We start from the raw sequence: 15354 nt of genomic DNA, 5'->3' as shown, positions 1-15354 counted from the left end.
GATGCTGATCATAGGCATTACCGGCGGCATTGGCAGCGGAAAAACGGCCGTTTCTGACCACTTTATCAATCTTGGTATAACTGTCATTGATGCGGATATTGTCGCCAGAGAAGTCGTAGAACCCGGCACACCGGCATTATCAAAAATACAGCAGCACTTTGGGGATGAGATTGTTAATGCTGACGGCACTCTCAACCGGGCTGGGTTGCGCAAGCTGGTATTTTCATCACCGGCTGAAAGAAAGTGGCTTGAAGAATTACTCCACCCCATTATTCGCGAGAGCATCGTCAGCCAGTTAAACTGCGCTGACAGCCCTTACGCAATTCTGACCTCCCCTTTATTGCTGGAAACAGATCAGTACTTACTGTGCGACGACGTTGTCGTTGTAGATATAGCTGAGGAATTACAGATTGAACGCAGCTGCGCCAGGGACAATAACTCTGCTGAACAGATCCGGAAAATTATCGCCGCTCAGATGTCACGGCAGGAACGCTTAGACAAAGCCAGCCACATTATTGATAATAGTGGCCCGCAAGCAGCGCTGGATGAACAGGTCGACAGCCTGCATACACTGTTTCTTCAGCAGGCTAAAACGTAAAAAGTACCGAGATCAGATGATGAGCAAACCAATGGTCGACTGCCCCCAGTGCGGCAAAAAAAATGAATGGAGCACCAACAATCAATCCAGGCCCTTCTGCAGTGAAAGGTGCCGGACCCTGGATTTAGGCGCCTGGGCCAGTGAAGAGTACCAGATTGCCAGCGAACCGGAACTGGATGATTACAGTAGCAGTTTCGAAGACCCGGAAAGCCGGATCGACGAAGCGAAACCACGCCTGCACTGAGAATCAGCTACCGCATCAGGAGCTCTCTGCAGAGCTCCTCAAATCACCAGAACTCCCGGATTGCACAGATTCCCTGACCTCCATGGTCCCAGCATATCTCCAGATCCTCTGCAGCCATGCCACCCAGCGCATAAACCGGTAACGGATACGCATTCGCCAACTGAGAAAACGCATCCCAGCCGATCCCTTCCTGATCCGGATGCGTTGCCGTCGGGTTAACCGGCGAAAGAGTAACAAAGTCCAGCCCTAACGCCACGGCTTGCTGTAACTGTTCTTCATCATGACAAGAGGCACTTAACCAGCGCCCTTTAAACACAGAGCGGTCCTGCAAAGCCATCAACCGGGAAGATGTAAGGTGCAACGCGTCAACACCCGCGGCATTCGCCTCTTCAATGCTTCCGTTCAGGCAGACAACAGCCCCTTCACGATCCATCAGATGTCTGGCCAGCTCTGTCCTTTCAGCAGACGCCAGCCCGTGAGCCCTTAACATCAGCCACTGCGCACCTTTGTTAAATGCACCGGCAGATTTCTCGATGTACTGGGCATTACTTTCAGCGCTGCCTGTAACGGCTATCTTCTCCGGTAATAACAGCGCATTCACAATCGGGGTATTTGCAGCAGGGAAGTCATACTTATCCAAATCCGCTATATTTACCCACTCCAGTGGCTGCCCTTCAGCACCATGTGGCACCCCGGAAAAGCCGGATACCTTAAAAACATCCAGCAGCACAGACTTATCTGGGTAATGATAAGGCACCTGGATCAGCGGCCGGGTGGACATCTGGTCAATCCGGATGCCTAACTCTTCTTCAAGCTCTCTGGCAAGGGCGTCACGTACCAATTCACCCGCTTCTACTTTTCCGCCAGGAAACTCCCACAGGCCGCCCTGATGCTGTTTTTTACTGCGCAGGGCAAGCAGCACCTGCCCTTCCGGATTAAAAATGGCCGCCGCAGCAACATGGATCAGTTCAGGCATCGGTAACAGTCCTGCTCAGGAGCGGTAATCAGCATTAATAGACACGTATTCTTTACTCAGATCGGTCGTCCAGACAGTCTCAGCGACATCGCCACGGTTCAGTACGATACGAATGGTGATTTCTTCTTCATTCATTACCGCCTGACCAGCGTCTTCTGTGTAGCTGGCAGCACGTCCACCATCTTCAACAATGCAGACATCACCCAGATAGATCTGTAAGGCATCAACATCCAGATTCTCAATACCGGCATAACCGACAGCCGCCAGAATCCGCCCCCAGTTAGGATCGCTTGCGAACAGCGCCGTTTTCACCAGCGGAGAATGTGAAACCGCATATGCTGCTAACAGAGCTTCTTCTGAACTGCCCGCCTGTTCAACAGAGACGGTAATAAATTTAGTCGCACCTTCGCCATCCCGCACAATCGCCTGAGCCAGCTGCAACATAATGTCATCAAGGGCATGATTAAAGGCAGCAAACAGTTCGGCATCAGCTTCCGAAACATTCAGCCCACTGGCACCGGTTGCAATCAGCATGCAAGAGTCATTGGTAGAAGTATCACCATCAATGGTGACCCGGTTAAAGCTCTTATCCGCTGAACGTTTAAGCATCTGCTGTAACAGCTCAGCATCCACTGCTGCATCTGTCGCCACATAGGCAAGCATCGTCGCCATATTCGGTTTAATCATGCCCGCACCTTTAGAAATACCGCTAAAGGTAATGGTTTGCCCCTGATATTCAAACTGAGTTGAATAAGCCTTAGGGCGGGTATCCGTGGTCATAATACCGCTGGCGGCATCCAGCCAGCCATTCTCAGACAACGCCTCAAACGCAGCAGGAACCGCTGAAGTAATACGCTCAACTGGCAGTTTCTCGCCGATAACACCGGTAGAAAATGGCAATACTTCTTCCAGCTTTACACCAGCATGATCAGCAACCGCCTGACAGCACGTCAGTGCATCTTCATGGCCTTCTTTACCGGTGCCAGCATTGGCATTGCCGGTATTAATCACCAGATAACGGGGCTTATCTGATTGCAGGTTTGTCTTACAGATACGCACCGGTGCGGCACAAAACTGGTTAAGGGTGAAAACCCCGGCCACTGTGGCCTGCTCTCCCAGTTCCATCAGCACCAGATCCGGACGGCCCGGCGTTTTTACACCTGCTGAAGTCGTACCTACACGCATACCCGCAACCGGATGAAGTTCAGGGATTGCACCGTTACCTACTGCCATTTTTATATCCTCCAACCAAAAGAAAGCAGCCAGGCTGCTTTCTTAAGTTAAACATGTTTTACCGAAGCCACCTGGTTCAGGCAGCTTCGAAATGCATCATCAGTTTAATTTACCGTGACACTGTTTATATTTCTTACCGGAACCGCACGGACAAGCCTCATTACGGCCAACCTTTTTCTCATCACGCACAAAGGTTTCAGCAACAGGTTCTGCGGCAGTCTCACCTTCAACACCATTACCCATTGCAGATTCAGCATCATGTTTAAAATCCATCTGCTGACGTTCTGCCTGTTCACGGCGCTGACGTTCCATCGCTTCGATTTCTTCAGGCTGACGGATCTGAACATTGCTCAGAACCTTCACAACGTCAGTCTTGATATTTTCCAGCAGCTGCTCAAACAGGATAAAGGATTCGCGCTTGTATTCCTGCTTCGGGTTCTTTTGTGCATAGCCTCGCAGATGAATACCCTGACGCAGAAGGTCCATTGCCTGAAGATGCTCTTTCCATAAAGTATCCAGCACCTGCAGCATAACCTGCTTCTCAAAGGTCCGCATGTTATCCAGGCCGACCATCGCTTCTTTCGCCTGATAGTCTTCAACAATTTGCTGTTCGATTTTGGCACGCAGGGACTCTTCATGCAGAGAGTCATCAGTATCCAGCCACTGCTGCACCGGCAACTGCAGACCAAACTCACCTTCAAGATGTTTCTCCAGCCCCGGGATATCCCACTGCTCATCCAGACTCTGAGGTGCAATAAAGGTATCAATGCCTTTATTAATCACTTCACTGCGTACAGCCGTAACCGTTTCAGATACATCACTGCTGGCCATCAGCTCATTACGCTGCTCGTACACCGCACGACGCTGATCATTGGCAACATCATCATATTCAAGCAACTGTTTACGGATGTCGTAGTTACGGCCTTCTACCTTGCGCTGCGCTTTTTCGATCGCATTGGAAACCATCTTATGTTCAATGGCCTCACCTTTTTCCATCCCCAGCGCCTGCATGAACTGACGTACCCGCTCAGAAGCAAAGATACGCATCAAATCATCTTCAAGTGACAGGAAGAAACGGGAAGAACCGTTATCCCCCTGACGGCCGGCACGGCCACGCAACTGGTTATCAATCCGGCGGGATTCATGCCGTTCCGTACCGATAATGTGTAAGCCACCGGCTTCCAGTACCGCATCATGGCGCTGTTGCCACTCAGCTGTTGCCTTAGCAATTTCATCTTCTGAAGGATTTTCAAGTTTGGCAAGCGCCGCATCAAGCTTACCGCCCAACACAATATCCGTACCACGGCCAGCCATGTTGGTTGCAATGGTAATTGCCCCCGGGCGACCCGCTTCAGCAATGATACCCGCCTCACGGCCATGGTTCTTAGCGTTCAGGACATTATGCGGAACATTCTTCTTGGTCAGGAAGGCAGAAATCAGTTCTGAAGATTCAACAGACGCCGTACCAACCAGTACCGGACGTTCCTGTTTCACACACTCTTCAATTTCCTTAACAATGGCTTCGTACTTTTCAGCCACCGTCAGGAACACCAGATCGTTATAATCAATTCGTGCAACCGACACGTTCGTCGGAATAACTACCACATCTAGCGCATAAATCTGACGTAACTCGAATGCTTCAGTATCCGCTGTACCGGTCATACCGGCCAGCGTTTCATACAAACGGAAGTAGTTCTGGAAGGTCGTGGAAGCCAGGGTCTGGCTTTCCTGATTGATGTGTACGCCTTCTTTCGCCTCAACCGCCTGATGCAAACCTTCAGACCAGCGACGGCCCGGCATGATCCGGCCGGTATGCTCATCAACGATGACCACCTGGCCGTCCTGAACAATGTAATCAATATCCCGCTGGAACAGATTATGCGCGCGAAGCGCCGCCAGCACGTGGTGCAACAGACTCAGGTTATGAGGTGCGTACAGGCTCTCACCTTCGCCCAGAATGCCTTTTTCAACCAGAACCTCTTCGATCTTCTGATGGCCCTGCTCAGTCAGCTCAACACTCTTGTTCTTCTCATCAACCGCAAAATCGCCATCAACTTCTTCTTCGCTCTTCGGATCAATCTCACCTTCAAAACGGCGTAAGCCCGGGATCAGCGTATTCATCTGGCGGTAAAGCTCAGAACTGTCTTCAGCCGGGCCGGAAATGATCAGAGGCGTACGGGCTTCATCGATAAGAATGGAGTCAACTTCATCCACTACGGCGTAATGAAAGTCCCGCTGCACTTTTTCTTCAACGCTGAACGCCATGTTGTCGCGCAGGTAGTCGAAACCAAACTCGTTGTTCGTGCCATAGGTAATATCCGACTGATAGGCAGCACGCTTACTTTCAGGATCCTGTCCGGAAAGAATCACACCGACACTTAAGCCCAGCGCTTCATACAGCGGACGCATCCACTCGGCATCCCGGCTGGCCAGGTAATCGTTCACCGTGACAACATGAACGCCTTTACCGGTCAGGGCTCGCAGATAAACAGGTGCTGTTGCAACCAGTGTTTTACCTTCACCGGTACGCATCTCTGCAACCTTGCCTTCGTGCAGGGTGATACCACCGATAAACTGCACGTCAAAGTGACGCATTCCCATCACTCGCTTGGACGCTTCGCGGACGGTCGCAAAGGCTTCCGGCAAGATCTGTTCCAGTGACTGTCCGTCGGACAGTCTTTGTTTGAATTCTTCAGTCTTCAGTTTCAGCTGTTCATCACTGAGAGACTCAAGGTTAGCTTCAAGGGCATTGATCTGTTTAACGATCTTTCCCATCCGCTTGAGTTCACGATCATTCTTACTACCAAAAACTTTCTTTAACATCGAGGTGAGCATAATGTGACTTTTAACCCTTGAGACACGTGAGCGGCTGAAATCCATGCCGCTGTTCTAAACTATTATTGGCCAAGCATTCTACCTCTATTGGGGCAATAAGTTGAATCTCAACCGCGAATATTTTCAAAGACATAAAAAAACCGGGCCTAAACCCGGTTTTAATCAATATTTTGCACTGCCCGCAGGCAATTTTACCTTATGCCAGAATAGGTTTCAGGTATGAAATTGGTACAGCTGAGTCCTGATCTTCAAAAGTTACCACTTCCCAGGCTTCTTCATTTTCCAGCAACTTACGTAACAGCAGGTTGTTTAAATAGTGCCCGGACTTAAAGCCATGGAATTCACCAATCAGACTCTTACCCAGCAGGTACAGATCACCTACCGCATCAAGCACTTTGTGCTTCACGAACTCATCATCATATCGCAGGCCATCTTCGTTAAGGATGCGGTAATCATCCACAACAATCGCATTATCCATGCTGCCACCCAACGCAAGGTTCTGTGCACGCAGGTACTCAATATCACGCATGAAACCAAAAGTTCGTGCGCGACTTACTTCTTTAACAAAAGATGTGCTTGAGAAATCCAGGCTGGCTTCCATATTGCGACCGGCAAACGCAGGATGATCAAAATCAATGGTAAACCCGACTTTGAAGCCATCAAACGGTTTAAAGGTTGCGACTTTGTCATCCATAGAAACAGACACTTCCTGCTTAATACGGATAAACTGTTTTGGCTCGCTCTGCTCTTCAATACCCGCAGACTGAATCAGGAAGACGAACGGCGCAGCGCTGCCATCCATAATCGGCACTTCTTCAGCGCTCAGCTCAACATAGGCATTATCAATCCCCAGACCCGCCATCGCAGACAACAGATGCTCGACCGTAGAAACACGTACGTCACCCTTCTGCAAATTGGTAGACAGGGTAGTATCGCCTACGTTATTGGCACTGGCCTGAATTTCTACTGCAGGTTCGATATCAACCCGACGAAACACAATGCCCGTATTAACCGGCGCAGGCTTCAGCGTCAGGTAAACTTTCTGTCCTGTGTGCAGCCCCACTCCGGTAGCTTTAATACTGTTTCTTAGCGTGCGTTGTCCGATCATATTCTCTGCCAAATTTTGAGTCGCATATTAACCCGACATTGTAACAAAACTTGCTGCATTACAGCAATCCCGGTTACAGCGCATTTTTCGCCTTCAATCCTGATCAAATCTGCAGTTCAGAACTGTCTGTTTAATCTGCCTGACGGCGTAAAAACGTAGGAATATCAAGATATTCGCTATCGGTCTCTCCATCACTTTCTTTGGACACAGCTGGCGCGGATAGTTCCGCGGTCTCTAAATTATTTTCTGCCCGCAGATCTTCGCCCTTACGGCGCAGTACTGCAGGCATTTCCAGCTGCTTCAGATCAAGGCTGCCATCCGGCTTACGGTTCTGGCTGACAACCTTCACAGTTTCTTCCACAGCAGCGCCACCATCAATGCCGGTAGCAACCACCGTAACCTTGATTTCATCCTCAAGGGTCGGATCGATTACCGTACCAATTACGACGGTAGCCTGCTCAGAAGCTATCTCTTCAACCACCTGACCGACTTCTGAAAACTCACCTAACCCCAGATCAGGCCCGGCTGTAATATTCACCAGGATACCCCGTGCACCGTGCAGGTCGATATCTTCCAGCAGCGGGCTGCTGATCGCCGCACTGGCCGCTTCAGTACCACGATTTTCACCACGGGCAGTACCGGACCCCATCATGGCCGTACCCATTTCAGACATCACAGTACGTACGTCCGCAAAGTCAACGTTGATCATCCCCGGACGGATAATCAGATCGGCAATCCCCTGCACCGCGCCTTTGAGCACATCATTGGCCGCATTAAAAGCATTGATCAGTGTACACTGGCGACCCAGAGCCTGCATCAGTTTCTCATTCGGGACGATGATCAGTGAATCAACATTCTCCCGTAATTCACGGATACCGTCTTCGGCGTACTGAACCCGCTTCTTACCTTCAAACGGGAACGGCTTGGTGACCACGGCAACGGTCAGAATACCCAGCTCTTTTGCCACTTCTGCAACAATCGGCGCGGCCCCTGTACCGGTACCGCCTCCCATCCCTGCAGTAATGAAAACCATATCAGCACCGTGTAGCATCTCAGCAATTTTTTCACGGTCATCAACGGCCGCTTTACGGCCAATATTCGGATCTGCACCGGCTCCCAGACCTTTGGTCATCTGCCCGCCGATCTGTAACAGGGTTTTCGCCTGCATACGGTCCAGAGCCTGTGCATCGGTATTCGCACAAATGAAATCAACCCCTTCAACATCTGTTGATACCATATGCTGAACCGCGTTGCCGCCACCGCCACCAACGCCTACTACTTTAATCACCGCGTTCTGCGCGAGATCATTTACTAATTCAAACATATCCCTTTCCTCCAGATTCAGTGCCTGACCCACACCGGCTTCTGTAAACTCTTTATATCTTATAATTTCGTTTTGCCCCTACGGGGCAGCGCCTGTCACTACCGGACAAACACTTAAAAATTTCTGGCAAACCATGCTTTCATTCTGCTTAGCAGCGGCTCTGCCGGCTCCCGGGGTTCGCCAACAGGATGCTCTGCTTTAAAACTGCGTTCCGCACCACCTGCAGGCAACTCCCGCCGGGCATGCTGTAACAGCCCGATACCGGTGGCGTAAATCGGGCTGGCAAGAATATCTTCCATACCCCGGACACCTTTAGGCAATGCTAAACGCACCGGCATATGGAACACTTCCTCAGCCAGTTCAACAGCACCTTCCATCTTGGCAGTGCCGCCGGTAAGCACAATGCCGGCAGCAATCATGTCTTCAAATCCACTGCGGCGCAGTTCTGCCTGAATCAGGGTAAACAACTCGTCGTAACGGGGTTCAACCACTTCAGCAAGTGCCTGACGGGATAAATCCCGGGCCGGACGGTCTCCGACACTGGCAACCTTGATCATTTCTTCCGGACCGGTTAACTGCGCCAGACAGCAGGCATACTTCTTTTTGACATCTTCAGCATGCTGTGTCGGCGTCCGTAACGCCATGGCTATATCATTGGTCACCTGATCACCGGCAATCGGAATAACCGCGGTATGGCGGATAGCACCGGCTGTAAATACGGCAATATCCGTCGTACCGCCCCCCATATCCACCATGCAGACACCGAGTTCTTTCTCATCTTCAGTGAGAACCGAATAGCTGGAAGCCAGTTGCTCCAGCACACTGTTATCTACTTCCAGGCCGCAGCGCTGGACACACTTCTCAATATTCTGTACCGCATTCACAGCACCGGTTACCAGATGAACCTTAGCTTCCAGACGCACCCCTGACATGCCCAGCGGCTCACGGATGCCTTCCTGATTATCAATCACATACTCCTGAGGCAGGATATGGATAATTTTTTCATCAGCAGGAATCGCCACGGCCTGAGCAGCATCCAACACCCGCTCAAGGTCATAATCCATCACTTCCCGGTCACGTACAGCAACGATGCCATGGGAGTTCATACTCTTAATATGGCTACCCGCAACACCCACTGTAACCGAGTGAATTTTACAGCCAGCCATTAACTCAGCTTCTTCAACTGCACGCTGAATGGACTGCACGGTTGACTCGATATTTACAACCACACCGCGTTTCAGACCGCGGGATACATGCGAGCCAATACCAACAATATCAATCCCTCCATCAGGACTGATTTCTGCAACCAGACAGACCACCTTGGAGGTACCGATATCCAGGGCGACAATCATATTATTTCCAGGCTCATTCACGAACTACCTACCCACTTGTCTCTAATCTGCCTTAACCTAAATCAGCAGCGTTTTCCGGCTGTGGCCGCCATTTGACTGCCACACCATTTTCATAGCGAACGTCGATCCGGTCGATCCGACCAGCCTCAACATCATCTTTTAATCTCAACTGATACAGGCTGACAAACCGCTCCAGCCTGCCGACTAAATCTTCACGGCCGAGTACCAGAGTCACACCGTTTTTCAGTTTCAGGGACCAGGCCCCCCGTGCTTCCATCTGTAAAGAATCGACCTGTAACGATAAATGCCGTAAGCGCTGACTCAGTTCGTAATACTGTGCCATCATTTGCCCGGTATTACTGGAAGGCCCCTCAAGCAAAGGTAACTGCTGATACGTAGCAGAACCTTCCGGCCAGAAAATATCCCCTTCATGGTTCAGCAGGCCATTGCCTCCCCAGCGCGCCACCGGAACCTCTTCCTTTACTTCAAGCACCAGACTTGCTGGCCACTGACGCTCCACATTCACCTGATACACCCAGGGATGTGCCTGCGCTTCAGCTTTAACCCGGTTGATATCCGCCGACATCAGGCCGCCATTTACCGCCGCCAGGCTTTTATTCGCCAGATCCGTCTTATCCAGAAAACGCGTCTGCCCTTTAACGGTCAGATGGGTAACCGGCTGATCAAGCCAGATATACAACTTTTCGGTAACGCTGCCGGCCAGCGCAGCAAACACCAGCACCGCGGTCAGCAGAATGACGGGCTTTAACCACCAGTCAGTTTGCCAGGACACTGATAACCGCCAGGTATGCTTTTCAGCGACCACAGATTCAGGCTCAGCTTTAGCCCGGGTGCGCGATGCCCCTCTGGGCGCCGGGCTGGCGATATCCTGATGCTCTGCAGCCGTCATACTTACAACGTTCCCCGTAAAATCTTAACCACCAGCGCTTCAAAACTGATACCGGCTTTCCGGCCCGCCATCGGCACCAGACTATGATCAGTCATTCCCGGCAGCGTATTCACTTCCAGCAACTGAAACCCAACGCCGGGTAACTGCATCACATCAACCCGGCCCCAGTCTTTACAGCCCACCATATTGAAAGCATTCACGGCCAGTGACTGAAGTTCAGTTACTTCAGCATCACTCAGCTCGTTATCAAAATGATACTGTGTGTCATCCGACTGGTACTTAGCTTCAAAGTCATAAAAATCATTCGGGGTTTCCAGCCGGATAACGGGCAATGCCTCACCGTTAATTACAGTGACCGTAAACTCAGGCCCTTCAATCCACTGTTCAGCCAGCACTGCCCGGTCATATTTAACCGCCTCAGCGTACGCGGCTTCCAGCCCGGCAATGTCCGCGACCTTACTCATACCGATACTGGAACCTTCATGAGCCGGTTTAACAATGACCGGAAAACCAAGCCGTTCTGCAACGGCGGTGAAATCGCTGTCAGCCGTCAGCAATTCATAAGCAGGCGTGGGCATGCCCGCCCCCTGCCATATTTGCTTACACTTGACCTTATCCATCCCCAGTGAGGATGCCATCACACCGCTGCCGGTATAGGGTTTGCCCATAATTTCCAGCAGTCCCTGTAAAGTGCCATCTTCACCGCCGCGGCCGTGCAGGATCAGAAATGCCCGGTCGAAACCGGCATCCATTAACTGCTGCACCGGCGATAAACCATCAACCAGGTTTTCACCGTCACCGCATAAATCAAGACCGAACGCATTCACACCGGCATTCTGCAAGGCTTGCAGCACTTCTGCACCGCTCTTCAGGGACACCGAACGTTCTGCCGAATTCCCGCCATAAATTACAGCAACCCGGCCAAAACGGTCCTGTAACTGCGCATCAATACGATATTCAGCCATATCAGCTCTCCTGTGCGGTGCTCAGATCAAGTGACGCTAACCGGTGCGCCAGTGCGGTGATATCGCCGGCTCCCTGAGTCAGCAATAAATCCCCCGGCTGCAACAGGTTTTTCAGGATTTCGGGGACGGCATCCAGTGACTCAACAAACACAGGATCAATGCTGCCACGCTGACGGATACTGCGGCACAGACTGCGGCTGTCCGCCCCTGCGACCGGCTCTTCGCCGGCGGCGTAGACTTCCATCAATAACAACACATCCACATCAGACAAGACCTGAACAAAATCTTCATACAGATCACGGGTACGGCTGTACCGGTGCGGCTGGTTAATCATTACCAGACGGCGGTCCGGCCAGCCATCTTTAACCGCTTTTACCGTTGCCTGAACCTCACGGGGGTGGTGGCCGTAATCATCCACCAGCATAACGTCGCCGCCTTCAACAGGAATATCACCCAGCACCTGAAAACGGCGCCCGACGCCCTGGAAGTTTTCCAGCGCCTTACTGATTGCGGCATCATCGATGCCTTCATCACTGGCCACGGCAATGGTTGCCAATGCATTGAGAACATTGTGGTGCCCCGGCATATTCAGGGTAACCTGCAGATCAGGGCGGCCATCCGGACGGGTGACGGTAAAGTGGGTATGCATACCGTGCTGGCTGATATCGACCGCGCGGTAATCTGCCCCTTCCTCGATGCCGTAGGTCACCGTTGGGCGGCCGATTTCCGGCATAATTTCCCGGACAACCGGATCATCATTACACAACACCGCCAACCCGTAGAACGGCAGGTTATGCAGAAAATCCACAAAGGTTTTCTTCAGCTTGCCGAAATCACCGCCATAGGTATCCATATGGTCGGCATCAATGTTGGTAACAATTGCCACCATCGGCTGAAGGTGCAGAAACGACGCATCACTCTCGTCGGCCTCGGCGACCAGATAGCGGCTCCCCCCCAACTTGGCATTGGTACCTGCACTGTTTAGCCGGCCACCAATCACAAAGGTCGGATCAAGCTTGCCTTCAGCCATTACCGATGCAATCAGACTTGTAGTCGTGGTCTTACCGTGGGTACCGGCTACAGCAACACCGTGACGGTAACGCATCAGCTCCGCCAGCATTTCCGCCCGGCGCACCACCGGTATACGGCGTTCACGGGCTGCTTTTACCTCAGGATTTTCTTCGTTTACAGCTGTAGACGTCACCACAACATTGGCGGCAGTGATATTGTCTTCACTGTGGCCAATAAAAATTTCAGCGCCCATTGAGGCCAGATGCTCAGTCGTGGCAGACACTTTAATATCTGAACCGCTGATCTGATATCCCTGGTTCAGCAGGACTTCGGCAATGCCGCACATACCGACGCCGCCAATACCGACAAAGTGTATCCGCCGGATCCGACGCATTTCGGGTACATCGTGTCTTGTCACTGTTGACTGTGTCATTACTTCATTTCCTCCAGGCATGCATTGGCAACAATTTCTGTCGCCTCAGGCCGACCCAAGCTTTTGGCCGCCTGCGCCATTTCTAATAATGTATCCCGCTGTGACAGCTCGTCTGTCAGCAGTGTTTTTAACCGCGCTTTATCCAGATCGCCCTGCTGCACTAAAACAGCCGCGCCCTGTTCAGAAAGGTAACGCGCATTACCGGTCTGATGGTCATCAACCGCATGTGGGAACGGCACTAAAATTGCCGCAGCTCCGGCAATGCTTAACTCGCTGACAGTTAACGCCCCGGCCCGGCATAACACAATGTCCGCCCAGCCATAGGCTTCATCCATCCGGTCGATAAAATCCACCACCCGGATATTATCCCGGCCATTTAAACCGGCCGCGTCATACGCCTGCTCTGTGGCTTCAATGTTGCGTCTTCCTGCCTGATGCAACACTTCAAACTGTGATTCTGGCAATTCCTTCAGTACTTGCGGTAACAGGGTATTAATCGCCTGCGCGCCTAAGCTTCCACCTACAACAAGTAAGCGTATAGCACCGTTGCGCTGAGCAAAACGAACTTCTGGCTCAGCAAGCTGCAGGATATTTCCCCTTACCGGGTTACCGACAACCTGCGTCTTCAGATTACTGTTAAACGCGCCGCCAAACGCCTCCATTACTACACTGGCGACTTTAGACAGCAGCTTATTCGTCAGGCCCGCCGCCGCATTCTGCTCATGGACAATGACAGGCACGCCGGTCAGATAAGCCGCAGCGCCCCCCGGTCCGGAAGCAAAGCCGCCCATGCCCAGTACCGCATCTGGTTTTACCCGGCGTAACACCTTAAGCGCCTGGTAGCAGGCCTTCACTAACTTAAACGGTGCCAGCAACAGACTCAGCTTACCCTTACCCCGTAAACCGGTGACATCAATACAGTGCAGTTTAATGTCCGCATCGGGCACAACCCGGGCCTCAATCCCCGCAGCAGTGCCTAACCATTCAACATTAACGCCCTGCTCCCGCAGCACATCCGCACAGGCCAGTGCCGGAAAGACATGCCCGCCGGTACCGCCGGCCATCACCAATAATGTTTTATGCGCTGCCGACATTCATCACCTCCGGGGATTTTCCGTATTCTGATGAAACATCAGTAGCCGCGTTCTTTTTTCTGGTCTTCTGTTTTGCTGCGCTGGCATCTTTGCCGCTGTCTGTCTTTAACCGCAATATCTTTAACTCATAATCAATTCGTAACACCATGGCCAGCATAGCGGCACACACCAGCAAGCTACTGCCACCGTAACTTAGCAGCGGCAACGTTAAACCTTTCGTAGGCAAAGCACCTACATTTACGCCGATATTAATCAGCGCCTGAGCCGCCAGCATGATGCCAAAACCATAGGCGACGTAACTCATAAAAAACTGTTCCTGCTTTTCCGCCTGACGTCCGATGCTGAAAATCCGTAACACCAGAATCACATACAGCACGACCACGAACAGCGCACCGACGCCGCCCATTTCTTCCGCCAGCACTGAAAACACAAAATCCGTATGCGCCTCCGGCAGGTAAAACAGCTTCTGTACACTGTTCCCCAGCCCGGTCCCGAACCAGTCGCCACGGCCGAAAGCTATCTGGGCCTGTGCTAACTGATATCCGCTGCCGTAAGGATCAGCCCAGGGGTCAAGGAATGTCTGCAACCGCTGCATCCGGTAAGGCTGTACCACTGCCAGCGTCGCAATCACCGACAAACACCCGGTGACCACCAGTAAAAACTGACCAAACTTCATGCCACCGAGAAAGATCATGCCCATCACGGTGCCCATTAATACAACCGCCGCACCAAAGTCCGGTTCAAGTATCAGCAACAACACAAAAAACGCCAGCGGCAGAGCCGGCTTAGCCACGCCTTTCCAGCTGGAACGCACTTCAGATAAACGCCGCACCAGATAGCCCGCCAGATAAATAACCATACTGAACTTGGCGATTTCTGACGCCTGCAGGTTAATTGGCCCCAGGCCGATCCAGCGGGTGCTGCCGTTCACTTCCCGGCCAATCAGCAATACCAGCACCAACAACGCCAGCCCCAGGAACAATAACCACGGGCCGCTTCGCTGCCAGATTGCCATGGGAATTCTCGATACAATTACCGCACCGGTCAGCCCCATCAGAATAAAAATCCCATGACGGATCATATAAAAGAACGGGTTGTCATTTTTTACCGAAGCCACTTCGATTGATGCCGAGCTGATCATCACAAAGCCGATTAACATCAGACTCAGCGCCGCTGCCAGTAACCAGGCATCAAACGGCAACACCTGATTAACAGGTGCTGTTATCTGAGGAGCACCTGCCGCGCCCCGCCCGGTTAAGCGGCTAAACATA

Annotated in this window: 13 protein-coding genes; 2 read left to right on the top strand and 11 right to left on the bottom strand. The window is 51.8% G+C overall.

Features of this window, described 5'->3' with window-relative positions; all coding sequences use genetic code 11:
* The first annotated feature begins 1 nt into the window (after position 1).
* Together coaE and PCI15_RS06625 are read left to right on the top strand one after the other, a co-directional pair.
* The gene (gene coaE, locus PCI15_RS06630) at positions 2-598 is read left to right on the top strand and encodes a dephospho-CoA kinase (RefSeq protein ID WP_271273547.1); all 597 of its coding nucleotides are present in this window, start codon (positions 2-4) and stop codon (positions 596-598) included.
* Positions 599-614: 16 nt separating this feature from the next.
* Positions 615-842, top strand: coding sequence for a DNA gyrase inhibitor YacG (locus tag PCI15_RS06625; RefSeq protein WP_336296733.1), 228 nt, complete (start codon positions 615-617; stop codon positions 840-842).
* Positions 843-885: 43 nt separating this feature from the next.
* Here PCI15_RS06625 and PCI15_RS06620 read toward each other — a convergent pair whose 3' ends face one another.
* The 11 genes from PCI15_RS06620 to ftsW all read right to left on the bottom strand — a co-directional run bounded on the left by PCI15_RS06620 (position 886) and on the right by ftsW (position 15353).
* Entirely contained in the window at positions 886-1818 is a 933-nt protein-coding gene (locus tag PCI15_RS06620) for a Nudix family hydrolase (protein ID WP_271273546.1), read from the bottom strand.
* Positions 1819-1833: 15 nt separating this feature from the next.
* A complete protein-coding gene (gene argJ, locus PCI15_RS06615) occupies positions 1834-3051 on the bottom strand; it encodes a bifunctional glutamate N-acetyltransferase/amino-acid acetyltransferase ArgJ (RefSeq protein ID WP_271273545.1) in 1218 nt (405 codons plus the stop codon).
* Between the two features lie 99 nt (positions 3052-3150).
* Positions 3151-5886, bottom strand: coding sequence for a preprotein translocase subunit SecA (secA, locus tag PCI15_RS06610; RefSeq protein WP_271273544.1), 2736 nt, complete (start codon positions 5884-5886; stop codon positions 3151-3153).
* Between the two features lie 196 nt (positions 5887-6082).
* A complete protein-coding gene (gene lpxC / locus PCI15_RS06605; protein WP_205658633.1) occupies positions 6083-6994 on the bottom strand; it encodes a UDP-3-O-acyl-N-acetylglucosamine deacetylase in 912 nt (303 codons plus the stop codon).
* Between the two features lie 130 nt (positions 6995-7124).
* Positions 7125-8318, bottom strand: coding sequence for a cell division protein FtsZ (ftsZ, locus tag PCI15_RS06600; protein WP_271273543.1), 1194 nt, complete (start codon positions 8316-8318; stop codon positions 7125-7127).
* Between the two features lie 113 nt (positions 8319-8431).
* Positions 8432-9670 (bottom strand): cell division protein FtsA, encoded by a 1239-nt coding sequence (gene ftsA, locus PCI15_RS06595; RefSeq protein ID WP_271273542.1) that lies wholly within the window; start codon positions 9668-9670, stop codon positions 8432-8434.
* Positions 9671-9722: 52 nt separating this feature from the next.
* On the bottom strand, positions 9723-10580 hold the full coding sequence (locus tag PCI15_RS06590; RefSeq protein WP_271273541.1) for a cell division protein FtsQ/DivIB: 858 nt from the start codon (positions 10578-10580) through the stop codon (positions 9723-9725).
* A gap of 2 nt (positions 10581-10582) precedes the next feature.
* Positions 10583-11545, bottom strand: a complete 963-nt coding sequence (locus PCI15_RS06585) for a D-alanine--D-alanine ligase (RefSeq protein WP_271273540.1) — start codon at positions 11543-11545, stop codon at positions 10583-10585.
* A 1-nt stretch (position 11546) separates the two neighbouring features.
* Positions 11547-12989, bottom strand: a complete 1443-nt coding sequence (gene murC, locus PCI15_RS06580; protein WP_271273539.1) for a UDP-N-acetylmuramate--L-alanine ligase — start codon at positions 12987-12989, stop codon at positions 11547-11549.
* Complete coding sequence (gene murG / locus PCI15_RS06575) at positions 12989-14083, bottom strand: undecaprenyldiphospho-muramoylpentapeptide beta-N-acetylglucosaminyltransferase (RefSeq protein ID WP_271273538.1); 1095 nt, start codon at positions 14081-14083, stop codon at positions 12989-12991. Before murG ends, murC begins: the two co-directional genes overlap by 1 nt.
* Positions 14067-15353: a putative lipid II flippase FtsW gene (gene ftsW, locus PCI15_RS06570; RefSeq protein ID WP_271273537.1), complete on the bottom strand. Its 1287-nt coding sequence runs from the start codon at positions 15351-15353 to the stop codon at positions 14067-14069. The genes murG and ftsW overlap by 17 nt, the downstream gene beginning before the upstream one ends.
* Between the last annotated feature and the right edge of the window lies 1 nt (position 15354).

It is taken from the genome of Aliamphritea hakodatensis (assembly GCF_024347195.1).
In the GTDB taxonomy this organism is placed as follows: domain Bacteria; phylum Pseudomonadota; class Gammaproteobacteria; order Pseudomonadales; family Balneatricaceae; genus Amphritea; species Amphritea hakodatensis.
Note: the sequence above shows the minus strand (reverse complement) of the source record. Positions and strands in the feature narration are given on the sequence as shown.